16 protein-coding genes and 1 tRNA gene are annotated in these 19,664 nt (G+C 43.5%); 7 read left to right on the forward strand and 10 right to left on the reverse strand.

Annotation, left to right across the window (positions count from 1 at the left end; all coding sequences use genetic code 11):
• The 5 genes from A3766_RS01715 to A3766_RS01735 form a co-directional block, all read right to left on the reverse strand.
• Positions 1–371 (reverse strand): hypothetical protein (locus A3766_RS01715; protein WP_197479172.1); only part of this gene is annotated, 371 nt, incomplete at its 3' end.
• Positions 372–442: 71 nt separating this feature from the next.
• Positions 443–2,203 (reverse strand): lipopolysaccharide assembly protein LapB, encoded by a 1,761-nt coding sequence (locus A3766_RS01720; protein WP_068512669.1) that lies wholly within the window; start codon positions 2,201–2,203, stop codon positions 443–445.
• Positions 2,197–2,790 (reverse strand): hypothetical protein, encoded by a 594-nt coding sequence (locus A3766_RS01725; RefSeq protein WP_068512672.1) that lies wholly within the window; start codon positions 2,788–2,790, stop codon positions 2,197–2,199. Before A3766_RS01725 ends, A3766_RS01720 begins: the two co-directional genes overlap by 7 nt.
• Positions 2,791–2,932: 142 nt before the next feature.
• On the reverse strand, positions 2,933–4,111 hold the full coding sequence (locus A3766_RS01730; protein ID WP_068512682.1) for a VWA domain-containing protein: 1,179 nt from the start codon (positions 4,109–4,111) through the stop codon (positions 2,933–2,935).
• Positions 4,112–4,167: 56 nt separating this feature from the next.
• A complete protein-coding gene (locus tag A3766_RS01735; protein ID WP_068512684.1) occupies positions 4,168–5,010 on the reverse strand; it encodes a MoxR family ATPase in 843 nt (280 codons plus the stop codon).
• Between the two features lie 267 nt (positions 5,011–5,277).
• On the opposite strand from A3766_RS01735, the gene A3766_RS31795 reads away from it, so the two are divergent.
• The 7 genes from A3766_RS31795 (at position 5,278) to A3766_RS01775 (ending at position 14,458) form a co-directional block, all read left to right on the forward strand.
• Positions 5,278–5,850 carry a hypothetical protein gene (locus tag A3766_RS31795; RefSeq protein ID WP_156490352.1) on the forward strand — a complete coding sequence of 191 codons (573 nt, stop codon included), beginning with the start codon at positions 5,278–5,280 and terminating at the stop codon, positions 5,848–5,850.
• A gap of 74 nt (positions 5,851–5,924) precedes the next feature.
• A tRNA-Glu gene (locus tag A3766_RS01750) sits at positions 5,925–6,000 on the forward strand.
• 213 nt (positions 6,001–6,213) lie between these two features.
• Entirely contained in the window at positions 6,214–7,431 is a 1,218-nt protein-coding gene (locus tag A3766_RS01755; protein ID WP_068512688.1) for an EAL and HDOD domain-containing protein, read from the forward strand.
• A gap of 42 nt (positions 7,432–7,473) precedes the next feature.
• On the forward strand, positions 7,474–8,688 hold the full coding sequence (locus A3766_RS01760; RefSeq protein WP_068512696.1) for an acetate/propionate family kinase: 1,215 nt from the start codon (positions 7,474–7,476) through the stop codon (positions 8,686–8,688).
• A gap of 96 nt (positions 8,689–8,784) precedes the next feature.
• A complete protein-coding gene (pta, locus tag A3766_RS01765; RefSeq protein WP_068512700.1) occupies positions 8,785–10,965 on the forward strand; it encodes a phosphate acetyltransferase in 2,181 nt (726 codons plus the stop codon).
• 592 nt (positions 10,966–11,557) lie between these two features.
• Positions 11,558–13,696: an adenosylcobalamin-dependent ribonucleoside-diphosphate reductase gene (locus tag A3766_RS01770; protein WP_068512703.1), complete on the forward strand. Its 2,139-nt coding sequence runs from the start codon at positions 11,558–11,560 to the stop codon at positions 13,694–13,696.
• A 60-nt stretch (positions 13,697–13,756) separates the two neighbouring features.
• Complete coding sequence (locus tag A3766_RS01775; protein ID WP_068512706.1) at positions 13,757–14,458, forward strand: NrdJb; 702 nt, start codon at positions 13,757–13,759, stop codon at positions 14,456–14,458.
• An 89-nt stretch (positions 14,459–14,547) separates the two neighbouring features.
• On the opposite strand, the gene pstB is transcribed toward A3766_RS01775, so the two are convergent.
• The 5 genes from pstB to A3766_RS01800 all read right to left on the reverse strand — a co-directional run.
• The gene (pstB, locus tag A3766_RS01780; protein WP_068512725.1) at positions 14,548–15,324 is read right to left on the reverse strand and encodes a phosphate ABC transporter ATP-binding protein PstB; all 777 of its coding nucleotides are present in this window, start codon (positions 15,322–15,324) and stop codon (positions 14,548–14,550) included.
• Positions 15,308–16,483 carry a phosphate ABC transporter permease PstA gene (pstA, locus tag A3766_RS01785; RefSeq protein ID WP_068512727.1) on the reverse strand — a complete coding sequence of 392 codons (1,176 nt, stop codon included), beginning with the start codon at positions 16,481–16,483 and terminating at the stop codon, positions 15,308–15,310. The genes pstB and pstA overlap by 17 nt, the downstream gene beginning before the upstream one ends.
• Positions 16,480–17,409 carry a phosphate ABC transporter permease subunit PstC gene (pstC, locus tag A3766_RS01790; RefSeq protein ID WP_068512730.1) on the reverse strand — a complete coding sequence of 310 codons (930 nt, stop codon included), beginning with the start codon at positions 17,407–17,409 and terminating at the stop codon, positions 16,480–16,482. The genes pstA and pstC overlap by 4 nt, the downstream gene beginning before the upstream one ends.
• A gap of 182 nt (positions 17,410–17,591) precedes the next feature.
• Complete coding sequence (locus A3766_RS01795; protein WP_068512729.1) at positions 17,592–19,430, reverse strand: hypothetical protein; 1,839 nt, start codon at positions 19,428–19,430, stop codon at positions 17,592–17,594.
• Positions 19,431–19,445: 15 nt separating this feature from the next.
• Positions 19,446–19,664 (reverse strand): IS3 family transposase (locus tag A3766_RS01800; protein ID WP_156508612.1); only part of this gene is annotated, 219 nt, incomplete at its 5' end.

The following is a 19,664-nucleotide window of genomic DNA, read 5'->3' on the forward strand; positions in this document are numbered from 1 at the left end:
GCCTTAGCTGTTTGGTAAAGCAATTCATCCATGCGTTGATAAAATACACCTGAATCGACAATACGATCATAGCTATCGAGCACCACCTGACTTTGAGTAACTTTATCAATCGTAAGTTTCTTGCTATCGAGTTTGTACTTTTCCCTTAAGTTATTAATACGATTCAAAGCATCAATTTTTACATTAGGCGAGTTAGCGTTTTCAAATAATTTTATGTAGCGCTTTAAGATGTAATTAATTGAGACCTTGGGTAAAGGTTTATCTTGGTAGACGATAAAGCTCGGTTTGATATCACCAATGGTTTCGAGATCACTTTTCAACTCAAAAATAAATGGGTCATCACTAGCAGCATAAGAAGTGTTTGAAAACATACCTACAGCTAAAAGAAGTACCCAAGAATAAAGCCTAGGAACGTTGTTTCTAGTCGATTTAATAAAATACATCATCGAGAATAGCGCCCGTCTTTACTTTTCTTTCGCTTAGTCGATTTATTTTCAGCGATACCCTGGAAAATATGCACCAAGCCTTGCTCAGCTCTCTCATAATTGGACATCATCACCTTTCTTAGCTCAGAAAGATGCTGCCGGCAGACATTAGTAATCTCGCTATCCAACTTATCTAGCAAAGCCTCTATCTTCACTTTTTTCGCTGCGAGTCGCTGCCCTAGAGCTGCGCTTTCAGATAACTGGCTTGAAAGTAGTTTAGGACCATTATTTACTTTGCTTTGAAGCTTACCAAGCCTACTTGCCAAAGTATCTACACCGTTTTTCATTGCCTCAATCTGCAAGCTCTTACTAAGCTTTGGCGTCATCAAGTTACTTGAGGAAAGTTTGCCAACTTTTTTATCATAAGCATTAATTCGGTTAGCAATTTCAACAGAATTAAAACGCTTTATTTGTTTACTGAAATTACTCTTTTTAGAGTTCAAGGCCTGAGAAAATACGGATAATTGAGTCTGCCAATACTCGATATTTACCACTAGGTTGTGCATCTCGGTGTATAGCTTAATATCGTCATGAATATCCCTATCCTGAGCGAAATAACGGTAATAAGCAGCGCGTGTAGTATTCTTAACAACACCTTTTGACAAAAACCACTCCAGCCCCTTAATTTCGCTACCATCAATCAACACTGCATGCGCACCATGTTTTTCAAGCGCCGTATCTAGCTTGTTAATCGTTCTCAATTCGTTTTCAAAGCCGGAACTGGCTTCTTTATAGGCTTCAAGAGCCTGACTTATATAGCCGGAGCGTTCGTATGCGTAAGGAATGGCCAATGCTGCTTCAGCAACACTTTGATTTGTAAGAGGGTAAGTCTTGGTACTAAACCAGGATTGAGTGGCAGCACGAAAATCACCAAGCTCCAGATGTGCCAAGCCATTCAGGTATAAGCCTGCAGCCGTACTGTCAGAGTCAAGGCGAACCTTTTTGAAAAACTCTAAAGCAAGGTCTGGCTTTCCCCCCTCCAAATAGAGTGAGCCGGACGCAAGATTAATTCGGTCAGCCAAAGCCAACTCTTCTTCGCTTTTACCTTTATTCAGTGAACTCGCTATCCAAAGCGTGCCGAGCGCTTTAGTTTTGTCATGGCTCGCTTCAGCATAAGCTATAGCAAGATTGTAATAAGCATAAGCAGCCCAGACTCCTCCGACCAAATCCCTTAGTGCTTTCGCTGCTCTCTGTGGGCTACCGAGCTCTATAAAGCAGTTTGCTCTATAAAAAGTCCAACGCTGTTTATCATCTAGTGACAGCTTATTCTTTAGTCCCTTGAATGACTTAAGCGCATTAATACAATCGTTATCGTTATAGTAGACTTCACCAAGCGTAAATCGCTCAGAATCACTAAGTTTGTTTTTTTGCTTGCCATTGATATCTAACAGCTTACGCGCTTTGTTAGACATGCTATAACCATGTAAGGCTGCGTTATAGTCGGCAGGATATTTTGAAATATAAGGCTCGTTCATCATCGCCAGTGCATTGAAGACGTCACCGCTATTTAGCTTGAATTTGACCATGCCCTCGTAGAGTTCTTCTGGAATGCCTTTGCTTTGGCTGGCGGCAAGTACAACTGTTGGAACAGATAGCAGAATAGAAAGAGTCAGGCACGCAAGAGCAAAGCTAAAAAGTTTGGTACATTGCAAGGCAACATAACGAGATGAGAACTGAAGAATACTACCTGACATAGAAAGCATGATGACAGCTACCATTGCTTAACTTTGAACAAGGGCTCTCGCTTACCAGCACTTTCAATAACTTCCATCTGTATGTATTTAGCCTTATTTTCCTTAGTGAATTTCAAGGCTTTCTTACGACGAAAATAGCTATTATCTGCACCCTGTCCGTTAAACTGGGCTGTTAATTTGTGCTGTCCATCAGCCAAACTTCCAAGATAGATTTTTTGAACCCCGCCCTTCTTTAAGGCTGCCAACTCAGACTTGTTGTACAAATGCGTAGCGACTAATTTGTCATCTAACAGAACTTCAATTGAATCAAGCGTAAAAGTAGTTTTGGCATCAAGGGATAGAAAAACAGCCAACTGGGTTTCAGTTGGATATAGTAACTGTTCTTCAAAATTATAAAGTTCTCTATTTAGCTCAATTAAGTCTGACTTGATCTGTTCGGCCTCTTTGGCAAGCTTAACCAACTCGGGAGACTTTTTCTTTACAGGAGATTTCTGAGACTGGCTTGCAGGAAGGCTATTGTTAGCGGGCTGAGCAACAGGGGGCGCTGCATTCAACTGCATACACGATATAGAGATTAGAACAACGAAAACAAGAAACCGCTGGATACCCATAACAAACTTCAAAATTTTATAAGTGATTGTTATTCTGATAATAGCAAGTCTTAAAGAAAAAAATCTGTGCTATGTCACTAAATAAGTAAGTAATTGTAATCGTGAAAGAAATATTGATTAAAGATTATCCAAACACCCCAACTTAGCGACTGAGATAGCGCATTGCGTCTTCGAGCCCTTCAACCGTCATTGGGTACATATTGTCCTCTAAGAGCTGCTTGGTTATCCCCAAAGAGCCGCCCTCCCCCCAGTATGACTCTGGCAGAGGGTTAACCCAAGCCACTTTATCAAAATGATCGGTCACACGCTGCATCCATACAGCGCCAGCTTCTTCATTCCAATGCTCGATACTGCCACCTGGCTGAGTTATCTCGTAAGGTGCCATTGATGCGTCACCAACAAAGAGTACTTTGTAGTCAGAAGAATATTTGTGAATCACATCGTAGATCGGCATGCTTTCGTTTGAACGACGAATATTGTTCTTCCATACACTTTCGTAAATAAAGTTATGAAAGTAGAAATACTCCATATGCTTGAATTCAACACGCGCCGCAGAAAACAACTCTTCGCAAACTTTTACATGAGGGTCCATTGAACCACCAATATCAAAGAAGATCAGCACCTTCACAGTATTGTGGCGCTCAGGCACAAGCTTAAGGTCAAGGTAACCGGCATTACGCGCGGTAGACCTTATTGTATCATCCAAGTCCAACTCATCAGCTGCCCCCTGACGAGCGAACTTACGCAAACGACGCAGCGCAAGTTTGATATTTCGAATCCCAAGCGTTACATCGCCATCAAGGTCTTTGTAGCCACGCTTCTCCCAAACTTTAACAGCACGACCATTTCGACCGTTTTTCTGTCCAATTCGAAAACCTTCAGGGTTATAGCCATTCGCACCAAAAGGTGATGTACCACCGGTACCAATCATCCGGTTCCCGCCTTGGTGCTTTTTCTTTTGCTGCTCGATCCGCTCTTTAAACGCTTCCATTAGCTCTTCGAGGCCGCCCATGGCTTCGATTTTATCCTTTTCTTCCTGAGTTAAGTTCTTCTCAAACTCTGCCTTGAGCCAATCTTCTGGAATCATTTCTTCGAAGAGATCATCAAGCGCTTCGATTCCCTCAAAATATTTGCCATAGGCGCGATCAAATTTGTCGAAGTTTTTCTCATCTTTTACAAGGCACAAGCGGCTTAAATAGTAAAACTCATCGATATCAGCAAAGACTATATTTTTCTCAAGCGCCTCCATTAAGTCTAAGAACTCCTTAAGCGTTGCTGGAACCTTAGAACGGCGCACTTCCTGAAAAAACTCTATTAACATCGAGATACCTCTTTTCTACTAATACAAACCGATTGCGAGTAAAAAATACTTTTAGGCTAACCCTTGCGCCTTGCCATAAATGCCAAGCGCTGCAGCAAGTGGACATCCTGTTCATTCTTAATCAATGCACCATACAAGGGTGGTATTGCTTTAGAGGGGTCTCGCTCTTGTAGAATTTGTTCGGATACTTCGTCAGCCATCAATAGTTTAAGCCAATCGATCAATTCGCTTGTTGAAGGCTTTTTCTTCAAGCCAGGAACTTTACGCACATCAAAAAACACATCGAGCGCCTCTTTAACCAAGCTCTGCTTCAAGCCGGGGTAGTGAACCTCCACAATTTTCTCCATTGTTTCGTGGTCTGGGAAGTTGATGTAATGGAAAAAGCAGCGTCTTAGGAATGCGTCCGGTAGTTCTTTTTCGTTGTTACTGGTAATCAATACAATTGGTCGATTTTTCGCCACAACACGTTCTTGTGTCTCGTAAACAAAAAATTCCATTTTATCGATTTCAAGAAGCAAATCGTTTGGAAACTCGATATCGGCTTTATCAATTTCATCAATCAATAGCACAACACGCTCTTCTGCTTCGAAGGCTTCCCACAACTTCCCTTTCACTATGTAGTTAGATATATCGTGAACACGGTCATTTCCTAACTGGGAATCTCTTAGACGTGACACAGCATCATATTCGTACAAGCCCTGCTGAGCCTTTGTTGTCGACTTGATGTGCCACTGAATTAAACGCGTGCCAAGTGATTCTGCTAACTGCTCAGCCAGCATAGTTTTACCAGTACCTGGCTCACCCTTAATAAGAAGAGGCTTTTCTAATTGAATCGCAGCATTTACAGCCATCTGTAAATCACCGGTCGCTACATAATCGCTAGTACCCTTAAAACTCATACTAATACCTTTTGATATAGACTCTTTGCCTCAAGCAGCCAAGACAAACTAAAACCAACAAATAGACAGACTGAAACTAAAGCCTGAATAGGAAAAACGTGAATTCTATTCTAGTTTTAAGTGCAACGGAAATCCTGGCAATAGATTATTTCAACAACAGTGTGTTCCAGAAACCATCCATATTGAGTTTTAAGCGCTATAATAAGGTACTAAAGCATGTGGAATTTGTGCAATTAATAACCTTAAATCATCAGTGAGCTCTTCCAATTGAAACAAGTTTTTTTCTTGATAGTGACGTTTATTTGCTTCTTCACCACTACCACAAACGCCCAACAAAGCCCTAGCGAAGTCGGCAATAAACAGACCCACCTTTCCTGCGCCATAATTACCAGCGAACATCTAACAATTTTACAATTATTCCAACGAGGACTACCTCAACAAGTCGCAATTGATTCACTACCAGATATAAGCAGAAAAGCCCGTAAGCGCGTCGAGTATGTGTATCAACTGGCCAAAGATATTGGTACGTTAAACGCCTATTCCGATATCAACACAAATTTTGCCCGCTGTTCAACTCTTGTATACAAGAACAAAGGTCTACCCGCCATAGATTTGGCCGAGCACGCATACTATTTTTGCTCTGGTGAAAACAAACTTCGATTCGAGATTATCCTGCTCATCGACCAGGGACTTTCGCAAGAAAAATTAGAAGCTCAGATTCCTACTACGCATCATAAAGTATTAAAACAGTACCAAAATCTAATAAAACGTAAGGGCACTCTTGCAGCATTTGACCTCACTGCAAACAATCTCAAAGCTTGCTTACAACAAATTGAATAGTTTTTTATTTAAAGTGTTGACTTGGTCGAGCCTCTTCTCTAGTATACGCGCCACTTCGACGGAGAAGCAGTTGCGTCCCCTTCGTCTAGAGGCCTAGGACACCGCCCTTTCACGGCGGTAACAGGGGTTCGACTCCCCTAGGGGACGCCATTTTCCTTCTTAACTTCTCCAATACCTCTCGAATACTTCCAAGAACTTAGTCTCCCCCTAGATATAGATACCAACCCAATCTTTTTACGTTTTTTTGCACCATTTTCCACCTGTTTTTACCCGCGTCAACTAAACTGCTTATAGACAAACTACGCGCCCAACTTATCCGAACAAGTTTTGGTGCGATTTAGGGATTTTCTATTGAGACAAAGTATGACCGATAAAAACGACGTATTACTTGCCAGACAACCAATTTACGACCGTTCAAAAACAGTCACTGGTTACGAGCTACTCTTTCGCAGTGAATGCGACACCCCCATTAGTAGCTTTGATGGCAACCTAGCAACGTCACGGGTTTTACTTAATTTATTTACAGAAAGCGATATATCAAGCATTACGAATAACCTGCCTGCCTATGTCAATTTTACTGCTGAACTCCTGCATAACCCACCACTATTCAACCCTGATACGGCGGTAATAGAAGTACTGGAAAATATCGAAATTACAGACAAGGTTGTTTCCAGCCTAAAAAAGCTTAAACAACGCGGTTTCACGCTAGCACTTGATGACTTTATTATGGATGAACGTTATCAACGCATATTGCCACTGGTAGACATTATTAAACTAGAACTACCTGAAATGGACGATGATGAATTACAGGCAACTATTAAAAACCTTAAGCAGCATGACGTAACTCTTCTGGCGGAAAAGATCGAAACACCTGAGCAATTTAAGCGCTGCCACGAACTTGGCTGCGACCTCTTCCAAGGCTATTTTTTATCCAAGCCCGAGATAATTAAAGGTAAGAAAATCGCTGCAGGAAAAATGACAATAATTAACCTAATTTCTGAAATTCAAGCACCCGAGATTGATATGGATGGCTTAACCTCCATCATTTCCCGAGACCCGGCACTAAGCTTCAAGCTACTCAAGCTTATTAACTCCGCCGCCTTTAAACGAAGCAACACCATAGACTCTATTCACAAGGCTGTCACCTTACTGGGCATAGATAAAATTAAGAGCTGGGCCAGCTTGCTGGCATTAAGCAAGTTGGACGACAAGCCCGAAGCGCTGCACTATATGGCGCTGGTACGTGCACTAATGTGTGAAAGGCTATCGGAATATATTGAACCAAGCCTAAAAGACCAGTTTTACACCGTCGGCCTGCTTTCTTGCCTTGATGCATTTTTTGATCAATCACTAAGCGATATCGTCTCTCATATTTCATTAGCACCGGGAATAAATGATGCGCTCACTCTATTAAAAGGTAATGCCGGACTTGCCCTATCCACCACAATTGCCTTTGAACAGTCTGAATGGCAAAAGTTAGACTGGACAGCATTAGCCAAATTCGAGTTAAATGCTAAACAAATCAATGAGATCTATTTCGAATCATCTCGAAGGGCCTTGGAAATTTCTGCAGAGAATTAGTACTCAGGCCACCCCAATAAACTTAGGAAACGTTTATTTAGCATGGCTAACTCCCTTATTCTTGTTATCAATTGTGGCAGTTCATCTTTAAAGTTTGCACTCTACTCAACCCACCCTGAAACAAGCCTTCTCGCAGAAGGCTTGGCAGAGTCGCTTAATCAGACAGAAGGCAAACTTACTGTTAAGCACTCAGGTGAGAAAGAAACCCTCTTATTAAACCTATCTTCGGAACTTGGCAACAGCCATGCGCTTGCCCTACAAGCAGCAATAGAGAAACTTGCTCGGCACTTTCCAATCAAAGAAGAACTCAAGGCCATCGGACATAGAGTTGTTCACGGCGGTAATATCTTTAGCGAATCTGTTGTGATTAGCGAACAAGTACTTGAGCAGATCAAAGCCTGCATCCCCCTTGCTCCATTGCATAATCCAGCCAATATAGTGGGTATCGAGAGCTTACAAGTGCTGCACCCTAATCTCCCACAAGTTGCAGTATTTGATACGGCATTCCATCAAACAATGCCAGCCAAAGCTTATACTTACGCACTACCCTACAAGCTTTATTCTGAACATAATGTTCGCCGCTATGGTTTTCACGGTACCAGTCACCGCTATATTGCTAAGCGTGCATCTGAAACGATAAATAAGTCATTGCCAGAGCTAAACATTATTACCGCTCACCTGGGTAACGGCGCAAGTGTTGCGGCAATAAAAAACGGTAAAAGCGCTGATACAAGTATGGGCATGACCCCACTTGAAGGGCTTGTAATGGGCACCCGATCTGGCGACATCGACCCAGGTATTTTTGACTTTCTAATCAGTCAGAATTACTCACCCGAGGAGATATCCGAACTCCTAAACAAGCAAAGCGGTTTACTCGGTATATCTGAGCTGAGCAACGATATGCGCACAATTTGTGAGAAGGCAGATGAAGGTCATACCCAATGCAAACTTGCTTTGGAGGTATTTTGCTTTAGAGCGGCCAAACACCTGGCCGGCATGATGACCTCACTAGAACAAATAGATGCACTGGTGTTCACCGGTGGAATTGGCGAGAACTCAGCTGTCGTTAGGCAAAATATTGTCAAACACTTGTCAATTTTCGGCTTTACTATTAACCATGCAGCAAACAATCAGCCTTCTTCACGTAACGAATGCTACAACGGGCTTTCTATTCATGAAGACCAATCTATCCCGGTACTCGTCATCCCAACTGACGAAGAAGCTATGATTGTAGAAGACACTCTATCGCTAATATAACAAATGCTATGCGGCCACTTCTACCAGCTATTGCAACGAACCATTATGCTCTCAAACCCTTAGAATATTTGAGAACAGATTTAAGGAAAGTCTAATATGTCTAAGTCATTTTTTATTGCACCAACCGCTAAAAATGCCGGCTTAACATCCGTCAGCCTTGGCCTACTCAGAGCGCTTGACCAGATAGGTGTAAGAGTTGGTTTTTTTAAGCCGATTACACAAATTACCCAAAGTCACCCCGATCACTCTGTCCACTTTGCTAATGCAATCAATCATATAGACAGCCCAAAGCCTATTCCACTGAAGACAGCACAAGATTACCTTACACGCGGCGACAAAGACCTTCTTATGGAAGAAGTAATCGAAAACTTCCATAAGATAAAAAAGCTGTACGACGTAATAATCATTGAAGGAATTGTTCCAACAACAGACGAAGCTCATACCAGCGTGCTCAATAAGGAAATGGCAAACAGTCTCGACGCAGAAATCATTCTGCTTGTGCCAATGACCTCCTTGCCAAGCAATTGTTCAGTTGATACCTTCGATGACCACCTAAAAACATCCTTGAGCCTATTCTCCTCAATTAAAGCCGGTGTCATTGGCTGTATTTTGAATAAAGTAGGCTGCGCACAAAACGCCAAACAACTGCACGATGATGCGATTTCGCTCACCGAAGCAACAGAGGTCGAAAACTGCCAACAACTACTCAGCACCAGCACCTTAATAGAAGCATCCACAGTGCTTAGTGAAAGTTTTCATTCTATAGGCCAGATACCGCTTGTACCGGCTTTACAGGCGCCGCGAGTCTTTGATATCGCAAATGAGCTACAAATGAAGGTTGTACCCGGAACGGGTAACGAGGAGATTTTGCGTACCCGAAGGGTTACGAGGATCGCCATTTGCGCGCGCAGTGTTAGCAATCTCATCAGTGCCCTAACCCCAGGCTGCCTGCTGGTAACCCCTGGCGATAGGAGTGACGTGCTACTTGCTGCTGGAATGGCGGTACAAAATGGCCTTCCTCTAGCGGGCATCGTGTTAACGGGCAACTACCAACCCGACGAAAGTATTCTCGACTTCTGCCGCCCGGCACTTCAAAACGGCTTACCACTGCTTAGTACGCATCATGACACCTTTGAAACCGCCGTCGCATTATCCAAGCTTGAAAACAAAGTTCCGCTAGATGATTTAAATAGAATGGATGAGGTAATGACGACAGTTGCCGACCATCTGGATATAGACTGGCTCAAGCTACACTGCGATAAAGAACGCGCAACACGCCTTTCTCCGCCGGCATTTCGCTATCAATTATCTGAAAATGCGCGCAGTGCAGCTAAGACGATCGTATTACCTGAAGGCAATGAACCAAGAACGATATGTGCCGCTATTGCTTGCCATGAGCGAGAACTAGCTCAGTGCATACTAATCGGGAAGCCCGATGAAATTAAGGCGGTCGCAAGTGCTCAGGGTGTTACGCTTTCGAGTGATATTCAGATCGTCGACCCTGACGAAGCACGTGAACGCTATGTCATCCCAATGACAGAGATCAGAAAGCATAAAGGCGTGAGTCACCAAATGGCGCGAGCAATGCTAGAAGACAATGTCGTACTCGCAACGATGATGGTGGCGCTAGATGAAGTTGACGGGCTTGTATCAGGAGCTGTTCACACAACAGCCAACACTGTGCGCCCCGCGCTTCAGTTGATTAAAACAAACGATTGCGCCAAGGTAGTGTCTTCAGTTTTCTTCATGTGCCTCCCCGACCAAGTACTTGTATATGGTGACTGCGCCATCAACCCAGACCCGAATGCCGAACAGCTGGCCGATATTGCGATACAAAGTGCCGACTCAGCCAAAGCATTTGGCATTGACCCCAAAGTCGCCATGATTTCCTATAGCACAGGTGTAAGCGGCACCGGCGCAGACGTCGACAAAGTTCGTGAAGCTACTGAGATCGCTAAGAACTTAAGGCCAGACCTCGTAATTGACGGCCCCCTCCAATACGATGCGGCGGCGATTGAAAGTGTCGCCAAGAAAAAGGCACCGAACAGCCCGGTGGCCGGTCAAGCAACCGTTTTTATCTTCCCAGATCTAAATACTGGTAACACCACCTACAAAGCTGTACAACGTAGCGCCAATGTAATCAGTATCGGCCCAATGCTACAAGGTTTGCGCAAACCTGTTAACGACTTATCTCGTGGCGCATTAATAGAAGATATCGTCTTTACCATTGCACTAACGGCCGTACAGGCATGTCAGTCTGAACAAAAAGGCGATTAAAAAGCAAACCGAATTTAAGGCGCTATATCTTAGCGCCTTCATTTAGTTCGCCTCTAGTATTAGCAAAACCTACACATTCCGCTTACAGATCTAGGACTGAGATGCCTATAACAAAACACTATATCTAGTGCTAACATAAAAAGATAAGTAAGCACTAATTCTGCAAAGCCCATAAATACAAGCACCTTCCTTTTCCTCATATTTTATCGCCCCAAAGTATTGACAAACCAGTCTCGACCACCTTGATATTTACACAATAAAAAAATCGGAAAAGAAACTTCACACACCACAATATAGTGTTATACTTCCCGCATACACAACAACATGTAGTGGATACTAAAACAAAACGCCCCCTATATATTGATGTAATAAGGACAGTATTAGCCCCCAATGGACCAGCCTTTTTCGGGTTTTTACATACTGAACAAGCTTTGATGTCAGCGGCTTATGCCACTAAAGCTAGAAACAGTGTGCGGTAAAGTGATGTACCAAACTAACACTATATATAGAAGCGCTAATCAGCATTAACTCAGCCGTTTTAGCCTACTATTAATAACAACTGAAAAAATGATATTCCAGATAGAGGTCATACATGAACGCCAAAGTTGAACCACTTGTCTCTCCATTACCAATGCAAGACGCTTCTCAAGATATCTGGCACACTAAGTACCAGCTAAAAACTAAAACTGGTCAGGCCGTCGATCAAAACATTGACGCTACCTATGAGCGTGTTGCCAAAGCGCTTTCATCTGTAGAAGAAGAGGGCAAAAGAGAAACCGTCTACAACGACTTCAAGTGGGCACTAGAAAACGGCGTTATTCCAGCCGGCCGAATCATGTCTAATGCCGGCGCAGGCGAGCATAAGCCGGCAACATCAACCATTAACTGTACTGTCTCGGGTACTGTGTTCGATTCAATGGATGATATCTTGCTCAAAAACCATGAAGCAGGCCTAACTCTTAAAGCTGGTTGCGGTATTGGTTATGAGTTTTCAACGCTACGCCCTAAAGGTGCTTACGTTGCTGGTGCAGGTGCAACCACTTCAGGCCCTCTATCTTTCATGGATATCTTTGACAAGATGTGCTTCACCGTTTCATCTGCTGGTGGGCGTCGTGGTGCGCAAATGGCGACCTTTGATGTACACCACCCTGACGTTCTGGACTTCGTACGTGCAAAACGTGAAGACGGCCGACTACGTCAGTTCAATCTTTCATTACTAATTACCGAAGACTTCATTAAAGCGGTTCAGAATGACGCTGACTGGCAGCTATCCTTCCCTGTTACTGCTGAAGAAGTTGAAGAAGACAATCTTGACCTAAGTGATGAGAGCCAATTCGTATTTCGTAGCTTCCCAGTTAAAACAAGCTATATTACTAATGATGAAGGTCAGGTAGCGTGTCGCATTTATAACACTGTAAAAGCGAAGTACATCTGGGACAGCATCATGACGTCTACCTATGACTTCGCTGAGCCAGGCTTTATCCTTATCGATAAAGTTAACGAGATGAACAACAACTGGTATTGTGAAAACATTCGCGCAACCAACCCATGCGGCGAGCAACCTCTACCACCTTATGGCAGCTGCTTGCTAGGCTCGGTGAACCTGACCAAATTTGTTGAGCGTCCATTTACTGACAAAGCCTTTTTTAACTTCGAAAAGTATAAAAAAGCTGTGGGCATCTTTACGCGCATGCTTGATAACGTTGTCGAGATCAACGGCCTTCCGCTAATTGGCCAGCGTAACGAAATTAACTTCAAGCGCCGTCACGGTATGGGAATTCTGGGTCTTGGCTCTACCTGCACCATGCTTAAGATGGCTTATGGCTCACCTGAGTCAATCGAGTTTACTGAAAAGGTAAACCGTGAGATGTCTATTGAAGGCTGGAAACAAGGCCTAGCGCTTTCAGAAGAAAAAGGCCCTGCGCCAATCATGGAAGAGACCTTCATCGTTGATGAGGAGATGCTTCTTAAACGCCCTGAAATGAGAGCTGAAGGCTACCAGGTTGGCGATGAAGTAAAAGGTAAAGTACTTCACGCAAAATACAGCCGTTACATGCAGAAAGTTGGTGAGCATGAGCCGGAACTAATCGAAAAATTAGCCGAACAAGGTGCTCGTTTTACTCACCACACTTCTATCGCACCAACGGGTACCATTTCGCTTTCACTTGCCAATAACGCAAGTAATGGTATTGAGCCTAGTTTTGCTCATCACTATTCACGAAACATTATTCGTGAAGGCAAGAAGACGAAAGAAAAAGTAGACGTATTCTCATACGAGCTTCTCGCTTACCGTCATTTCGTCAATGCTGATGCAATGCCGTTTTCTACTGACCCGAAGACACAATTACCTGATTACTTTATCTCGGCAGATGACGTAACGCCTAAGCAACATGTAGACATTCAGGCGGCAGCTCAACAGTGGGTTGACTCGTCAATCTCGAAGACTGCAAATATTCCTACAGAGTTCCCATATGAGGAATTCAAGGATATCTACATGTACGCGTACGAGAAAGGCTTGAAGGGATGCACAACTTTCCGCTTTAACCCTGAAGCATTCCAGGGCGTATTGGTGAAAGAGTCTGATCTTGAGAACACCATCTACGAATTTACGCTAGAAGATGGTACAAAAGTAAAAGCGAAAGGTAACGAAGAAATAGAATACGACGGTGAAATTCATTCAGCAGCGAACTTATTCGACGCATTGAAAGAAGGTACCTACGGAAAATACTAGACATAGTGAGCAATACACTAAGCACCCTTCACTATGTAGCAGATTGATAGGTAAAAAATTATGGCAATTAAAATTGAAAAGAAAATCGTCGGTTATCAAGTAGACAACTCCGGTGATAAAGCGCATGTTGTAGACAACACGCCAAAGGTTGTTCCAGTAGAGATGAATGAGTCGATTAAACGACCAGACTATCTTCTCGGCTCAACTTATAAAATTAAACCACCCGTATCTGAGCATGCGTTATATATTACTATTAACGACATCATTCTTAATGAAGATACTGACCACGAAATTAGACGACCTTATGAAGTCTTCATTAATTCTAAGTCGATGGAACACTATCAGTGGGTAATCGCTTTAACTCGCGTTATCTCTGCCGTCTTCCGTAAAGGTGGCGACATCACCTTCATGATCGAAGAGCTATCTTCAGTTTATGACCCGAACGGTGGTTACTACAAGAAAGGTGGCGTCTATATGCCATCATTAGTAGCCGAGATTAGCTCTGTAGTCGAGAAGCACATGAAGACTATCGGTCTAATCAAGTCTGAAGAAATGAGCGATCATACAAAGCAGATTCTTGCTGAAAAGAAAGCCCAGTTCGAAAAGGAAGGCAGCGCTACTCACGTTAACACTGAAGAGCCACCTGAAGATAACCCATTCCCTGCTAACGCGACGCTTTGTAAGAAGTGCCACAATAAGTCGGTGATCGTTATGGATGGTTGCCAGACTTGCTTGAACTGCGGTGATAGCAAGTGCGGCTAGTGCTTTCTAGCTAAATAAGCTAAACGAAAAAGGCCAAGTAAATATTTTACTTGGCCTTTTTTGCATTTATGCGGCGCTATTTCTAACAGTTAGCCAAACCGCCCACCGATATAATCCTGCGTTACCTGATTACTTGGCGATTCAAAAACTTTTGTCGTTTGGTCAAACTCCATTAGCTTCCCTAGGTGGAAGTGAGCAGTCATGTCGGCAGTACGATGTGCTTGTTGCATGTTATGCGTCACAATTACAATCGTGTAACTTTTCTTTAGCTCAAGCATTAGCTCTTCGATTTTTTGTGTCGAGATCGGGTCGAGTGCTGAGGTAGGTTCGTCCATTAGTATAACGTCAGGCTTAACCGCTATCGTTCGGGCAATACAAAGTCTTTGTTGCTGACCACCTGACAAACTCGTACCAGGGGAATGCAGTTTGTCTTTAACTTCATTCCACAGACCTGCCGATATAAGAGAACGCTCAACTAAGTCATCACATTCGGTACTACCCTTTTTAACCTGGCTATGCTTAATTGGTCCGTAAGCAACATTCTCGTAGATAGACTTTGGGAAAGGGTTTGGCTGCTGAAACACCATTCCTACACGCTTTCTTACCGAAACTTCGTCTACGTCTTTGTCATATATATTCTTACCATCAATGACTACTCTTCCGGCAATATCAACGATGTCGATCAGGTCATTCATTCTGTTTAGGCAGCGCAAAAATGTCGATTTACCGCAACCCGAAGGCCCGATCAAGGCCGTAATATTATTCTCTGGCACCTGCATATTGATACCATGTAAAGCATGGTGATCACCATAGTGAAGGTTTAAGTCTTCAGCGACGATCTTTATGTTATTACCACTTGATTTCATACTTCTTCCTTAGGTAAATAGCTGCAGCGTTCAGTGTGATTAATATCGACAGTATGACAACAATGCCCGCTGCTGTTTTTTCTACATATGCACGTTCAGGCATACCCGCCCACGTAAAGATCTGGGCCGGCAGTACCGTCGCAGCCTCCATGATCGACGAAGGTGAATCTGGGATGAATGCAATCATTCCAATAATGATTAATGGAGCGGTTTCCCCCATGGCTTGCGCCATGCCAATTATCGTACCGGTCAAGATGCCTGGTAGCGCAATGGGTAGAACGTGGTCTTTGACAACTTGAATTTTGTTAAGGCCCAAACCATAACCTGCATGGCGAATTGACTCGGGTACACTTCTGAGTGCAGCACGAGAACTGACAATAATAATTGGTAATGTCATTAGCGCTAAAGTGATACCGCCCACTAATGGCGAGCTTCTTGGCAGACCAAATAAATTAATAAATACTGATAAGCCTAGTAGGCCGAATAATATTGAAGGAATAGCCGCGAGGTTGTTTATATTCACTTCAACAAAACGGGTAAAGCGGTTGTCGGATGCAAACTCTTCCAGGTAAATTGCCGTCATCACACCAATCGGGAAAGCAAAGGCCATTGTTACTAACAAGGTCAGTACCGAGCCTACGATGGCAGACAGTATCCCGGCATTCTCTGGCATTTTAGAGTCACCCTTACTGAAGAAAACACTATTCCAGCGTAATTCTAACTTACCTTCTTCTTTCAACTTATCGACTAGGGCAAGCTGCTTTTCTTTCAGGTTATAGTGATGACCTTTTAAATACTGGTCAACCTGGTCATCAGCCAATGCCCACATTGTTTGGCTTGTACCCATCAATTCAGGCTGGTCTCGCATGGTTTTTGTTAACGTACGTAGCCAAGCCCTACTTACAATTTTGCGATAACCTTTTGGAATGGCGCGACGCGTGGACTTAGCATTTCGCTCAGAAAACTCTACTTCAACTTGCACATAAGCTTGCTTCACAGCAGGCGCAGCAGTACTAAGGATATCGACCATGAAGAAGATCAGAAACGACAGAGTAAATACGACGGAGCTCTTTGCGAAAAGTTTGAAAAATCGCGAGGCACGATGCCGTTTACTTAAGGTCGGGTCGTAAAAAGGGTTAGAATTCTGTTTTGAAGTCATAGCCTGCTTATCTTGTATTTTTCTTTAAACTTACGGATTTGGGACAACGAGACCATATTGAGAATCAATGTGATCACAAATAAGACCAAGCCTAAGGCAAAAGCCGAAAGCGTTTGCGGTGAGTCAAAGGCGTGATCCCCGACAAGGGAGTCAACAATTCTCACTGTTACGGTGGTCATATCTTCTAAAGGGTTCCACGACAAATTTGGTCTAAGACCGGCAGCCATAACCACAATCATGGTTTCACCAATCGCTTTAGCAAAGCCAAGCAAACAGGCTGAGATAATACCCGGAAGCGCAGAGGGTAAAACTATATTTTTGATCGTCTCGCTTTGCGTCATACCTAACGCATAGGCGGCATTGCGTTGACTGCTTGGTACAGCACGAAGTACGTCATCACTCAAGGATGAAATGACCGGAATAATCATAACGCCCATCACCAAGCCGCTTGCTAGTGCGCTGTTAAAAGCAGCATCGACACCAAACTGTTCTGCTATTGCCACGATAGCTGGAGCCACTGTCAACGCAGCAAAGAAGCCATAAACGACAGTCGGGATACCCGCCAGAATTTCGAGCAAGGGCTTCAATATTTTTCGCTGAGCTGATGAGGCATATTCACTCATATAAATCGCATTACCCAAGCCAATGGGTATCGATACCGCTAACGCAATAATTGTGATCATGAAGGTACCGGCGAAAATCGGTACTGCACCGAAGGAGCTTTCTCCATGGCTCATGTGCCACTCGGTACCTGTAATAAAATACCAAAGGCTTTTTAATTGAAAGAACTCTAACGCCTGGAACAGGATAGAAAACAAAATACCAATAGTTGTAACAATGGCAATTGCGGCTGAGATCGCGAGAGTTGCAGTAATACAACGTTCTTTAATAAGGGTTGAACGCTTTTTGGATTCAACTTGAAACAAATCTATACTTCCATTATTTAAGAGCCGAATAACTGAGTGGCTAAATTTATACCTACAAAATAAAAAGCCCACTACACAGCGGGCCTTTTGATTTATTTAAGTCCAACTACTTCCTTGTAGTTAGACTTAACATCCCTGTCATTAAACTTCCTAAGACCTTACACTTTTAGACTTAAGCGGGATTATTCAGCCCAGCTCGCATCGTACTCAGTGATAGTCAAAGAGGTATCATCGTCTGTATAAAGCGTGCTACCAGCATCTACAGTGAAGCGAGCTTCAGAACCTGCAGTGAACAGGTCAGCACTAGCGTTTACATTGTTCTTAATCGCTAGACCTGCACCTGTTACCGTTGCGCGAGTATCAGTATCAACACCAGTGTCACTTACACGGATCGCCTCAACGTCTGCATCTGATGAAGACTCAACCAAAATTTGAACATTGTTGAACACGTAGTCTGTACCTTCGCGCAAGCGAACTGCACGACCAACTGACTTCAAGATTGCGTTTTCAAGAGTAGGTTGCGCTTTAGGGTCACCATCAGTAGAGGTGCTGTGACTATCTGCTTCAATTACACGTGAACCAGTTTCGTCATCAACGATGTTCTGCTCAGCATAAACGTTTGAAAGTGTACCGATATAACCTTGGTCGGTATCGATTGAATCGTCACCAGCGTTGTAGATATACAAACCGTCGACGCTTACTGTACCGCCCCAAAGCTCGATACCATCATCCGCAGAACCAATGATTGCGATGTTCTCGATAGTTGTACCTGAACCTACAGAACCAAGAGAAAGACCGTTAAGCTCTTTGTCTTTTTCTACTTCATAACCAGAGTATTTGATCGCAACGTAAGTCAGTGTTCCACTGTTATCGTCCGCAATCGTTACACCAGCGTCAGGACCATAAGACTGAGTACCAGCTTCATAAGTACGCTCGCCTTTGTTGTTGGTAGATTGACCAAGGATAGTCAAGCCACCCCATTGACCCTGCTCGTCACCAGTATTAAGACCAGCAACGTCTTGAGCAGACGTAAAGATGATTGGGTTTGACTCTGTACCTTGAGCATCAATCATTGCACCACGGTTTATCGCTAGGTAAGAGTTACCTGAAGCACCGAAAAGTGTTGTTCCAGCTTCAATAGTAAGCGTAACACCGTCAACAACATTCACTTCACCAGTGATTGCATACAAGCTATCGCTAGTTAGTGTTGTATCGCTTGTGATGTCGCCACTAATAACTGAAACAGCCTGATCGTTAACCTCTGCCAATGCCCATTCGAAGATGCTCAAATCAACACCAGTTACAGCGTTGTCAGCATCAACTTCTGCAGCAAATGCTACACCAGAAGAGTCTAGATATGTTTCGTCAACCATATCACCAGAAACACCGACTGTTTCATGTACATCACCAAGTGCACGGAAAATTTCACGTGTACCTTCGTCACGATAGATACCCTTACCACTAGTGATGATACCGTCAGCACCGATGTCGCCTGTTACAGCATCATCAATCACTAACTCAACTGCGTCATTCTTGATCGCGATACCAGCACCTGCTGTTTCAATTTCATCGCCAGTTACAGCAGTATCACTTACACGGATTGCTGCGATGTCTGCAATGTAATCAGCTTCAGTGTACTCTTCAGTACCACCTTCACCGTCATCAACCTGTGTCCCAATTAGTGATGCATCAGCACTTGAAGACTTAACATTAACTTGTACGTTGTTAAATACGTAGCCTGTACCTTCACGAAGACGAATAGCGCGACCGATTGTATCTAGTGTTGCATTTTCAAGCGTTGGCTTAGCAATTGGTGTGCCTGCATCGTCAGTGCTGTGCGAGTCAGCTTCGATTGCACGTGAGTCAATCTCATCATCAACAACAACTTGCTGAACGTAAACGTTTGAAAGAGTGCCGATATAACCCTGGTCAGTATCGATTGAATCATCACCTGCGTTGTAGATGTACAGACCATCAACATCAACCGTACCACCCCAAAGCTCAATGACGTGGTCTAGCATTTTTGACCAACCCAGTTAAGATACTTTTTTCATTTCAATTGCCTGAGCTTCGTATTCATTCGGGCTCATGTAGCCCAAGTAAGAATGCAGCCGCCGACTGTTATAAAACATGGATATGTAATCCAAAATATCCTGCTGTGCCTCATAGCGAGTTTGGTAACTTCGCCATTGCACGCGCTCTTGCTTCAGGCTTCCAAAGAAGCTTTCTACTACCGCATTATCCCAACAGTCGCC

The organism is Oleiphilus sp. HI0132, from assembly GCF_001635845.1.

Coding starts and splice junctions, on each gene's coding strand:
- A3766_RS01720 (WP_068512669.1), bottom strand. CDS start 2,203: ATGGTAGCTGTCATCATGCTTTCTATGTCAGGTAGTATTCTTCAGTTC.
- A3766_RS01725 (WP_068512672.1), bottom strand. CDS start 2,790: ATGGGTATCCAGCGGTTTCTTGTTTTCGTTGTTCTAATCTCTATATCG.
- A3766_RS01730 (WP_068512682.1), bottom strand. CDS start 4,111: ATGTTAATAGAGTTTTTTCAGGAAGTGCGCCGTTCTAAGGTTCCAGCA.
- A3766_RS01735 (WP_068512684.1), bottom strand. CDS start 5,010: ATGAGTTTTAAGGGTACTAGCGATTATGTAGCGACCGGTGATTTACAG.
- A3766_RS01755 (WP_068512688.1), top strand. CDS start 6,214: ATGACCGATAAAAACGACGTATTACTTGCCAGACAACCAATTTACGAC.
- A3766_RS01760 (WP_068512696.1), top strand. CDS start 7,474: ATGGCTAACTCCCTTATTCTTGTTATCAATTGTGGCAGTTCATCTTTA.
- pta (WP_068512700.1), top strand. CDS start 8,785: ATGTCTAAGTCATTTTTTATTGCACCAACCGCTAAAAATGCCGGCTTA.
- A3766_RS01770 (WP_068512703.1), top strand. CDS start 11,558: ATGAACGCCAAAGTTGAACCACTTGTCTCTCCATTACCAATGCAAGAC.
- A3766_RS01775 (WP_068512706.1), top strand. CDS start 13,757: ATGGCAATTAAAATTGAAAAGAAAATCGTCGGTTATCAAGTAGACAAC.
- pstB (WP_068512725.1), bottom strand. CDS start 15,324: ATGAAATCAAGTGGTAATAACATAAAGATCGTCGCTGAAGACTTAAAC.
- pstA (WP_068512727.1), bottom strand. CDS start 16,483: ATGACTTCAAAACAGAATTCTAACCCTTTTTACGACCCGACCTTAAGT.
- A3766_RS01795 (WP_068512729.1), bottom strand. CDS start 19,430: ATGCTAGACCACGTCATTGAGCTTTGGGGTGGTACGGTTGATGTTGAT.